This is a genomic window from Deinococcus alpinitundrae, assembly GCF_009982895.1.
GTDB lineage: Bacteria > Deinococcota > Deinococci > Deinococcales > Deinococcaceae > Deinococcus > Deinococcus alpinitundrae.
Window position 1 is genome coordinate 1 of record NZ_WXZL01000322.1, and the last position, 262, is coordinate 262.

The window sequence follows — 262 nt, forward strand, 5'->3', positions numbered from 1 at the left end:
TACTCAGGTAAAGCTAATTGAAAACTTACTCCAAACTTATCTTGAACCCAAGCAAACTCTCTGTATGGTGGCATATTCGTTTTTGGCATTAAAATGGCACCTTCATCTTTTAATCCATTAAATAGCCGTTCCATTTCAATAGTATCTTTTACTGTAACAAATAATGAAATCGCAGGATTCATTGGTAATTCTGTGCCACTATTAGCATCAATCGCCATGAATACTTGTCCATTTAATGTAAATATTGAGTGTTGTACAGTCC

The 262-nt window shown here is 34.4% G+C and carries 1 protein-coding gene; it reads right to left on the reverse strand.

The features are described from left to right. A partial coding sequence (locus tag GUI70_RS25865) for a VOC family protein (RefSeq protein WP_237725158.1) occupies positions 1 to 218 on the reverse strand: 218 nt, incomplete at its 3' end. Positions 219 to 262: the final 44 nt, after the last annotated feature.